Here is a 1,533-nt window from a genome sequence, read left to right on the forward strand (position 1 = left end):
GGCAATTACCTGGGGATGAGCACCCAGCAAACCTGTGATGGAAATGATTTTTACAGCCGTCCGGATTACAACAACGGTTATGAAAAATTTGAGGTTCCGCAATTTACGCTGAATGACCAGCTGAACTATGCTGCGCAGCAATCGCCAGCAACAGGAATAATGTCGTCGATAGAAGGAAACGCATTTGCCGGTGCCGGGTGCGGTATTCTTGCTGTATGTCTTGGGGATTCTGTTGAGGATGCGGTGGATATTGCAGCGGCGGAGCGCGTGGTTGGATCGTCGACGCTATTAATTGCAGGAATTGTTGCGCCGGGGCCGGGTGGGAAGTTTCGATCAGTCACTAAGGTTAATGATGCATTACGTGTTGCGAAGTCTGAAGAAAAAGGAGGTCTAGCACTCTTTAAATGGGGGAAGCAGTCAACCACCAAAACTAATGGTTGGAAAAGCGGTGATTTTATGCTTCATCTACCGGACAAAGGAAGTGCTAAATTAAATTGGAAACAGAACTCAGGTCATTTGCGTGAGCAGATGAAAAGGGGTAACCCAATTTATGATTCTTATCGTGATTCTAAGACAGGTCAACAAATTAATACTGGTGGCTTTCTGAATGCAGAAAGAAAACTTCTAGAATCTAAAGGTTGGAAATATGACGCAAATGCAGGCGCGTATTACCCTCCAGGCTCATAGGATGAAATGATTACGGGATAATTTATGAACTCTGATATTTTTAATGCTGCAGTGCTAAAACATTTCAATTTTCTAACTATTGATTATGGGTTTTCTGTGGTTCAAAAAGATTCTTATCAAATTCGATTTGAAAGTGATCAAGTATTTTTGAGTGTTTATTATGATGCAAATCGATCATATGAATTAGATGTTGAAATTGGATTGCTGAGTGCTCTATTTAATGTTAATGAACGATCATTCAATTTAGGCGAACTCCTGCGGACTGAGAATGCTATTGAGGGTAAACAATATCGTACTTTTCAAGTGTCTAGTCCTGACGCAATTGAGCGATGTGTTTCTAAATTAGCTACGCTTGTTTTATTGAATGCAAAAGATTACCTATTAGGTAATAAGTTTAGTTTCAAGCGTATATCTGACCTAAGAAATAGTGAATGTACTCAGCTAGAAATGAAAAGAAAGCTTGATGATGTCAGAAGTGAAGCGCAAGCAGCTTGGCAAAAAAAAGAATACTCAAAAGTAGTTGCTTTGTATAAGCCAGTTGAGCACATGCTTAGCGAAGTGGAAAGAAAGAAGCTTGTCTTTGCACAAAGACATTCTGAATAATTTCTCTTTATTAAAAGTATTAAAAAATAATCTTTAAATTCTGCGTCACTTGGGCGGGTTAAATACTAAGTGTCTTCTAAGCATCTAATCAAGCGTGCCGCTTTTTAGCGGCATTTTTAACTAAAATGCGCTCGGTCAATTCATTAGCCGCGTGGGGTATCTAGGGCGAGCGGCAAAAATCGGATTGGACACCGGGGAATCCAACAGAAACATTCTTAACCTCAAATGGTTTCACCGGCCATG

2 protein-coding genes are annotated in these 1,533 nt (G+C 40.3%); both read left to right on the forward strand.

The genetic code is table 11. From position 1 onward, the window contains the following. A partial coding sequence (locus A596_RS23150; RefSeq protein WP_039916743.1) for a hypothetical protein occupies nt 1–687 on the forward strand: 687 nt, incomplete at its 5' end. A gap of 24 nt (nt 688–711) precedes the next feature. Next, nucleotides 712–1,290, forward strand: coding sequence for a hypothetical protein (locus A596_RS16250; protein WP_039916746.1), 579 nt, complete (start codon nt 712–714; stop codon nt 1,288–1,290). Nucleotides 1,291–1,533: the final 243 nt, after the last annotated feature.

The sequence above is a fragment of the Cellvibrio mixtus subsp. mixtus J3-8 genome (assembly GCF_000766945.1).
In the GTDB taxonomy this organism is placed as follows: Bacteria; Pseudomonadota; Gammaproteobacteria; order Pseudomonadales; family Cellvibrionaceae; genus Cellvibrio; species Cellvibrio mixtus_A.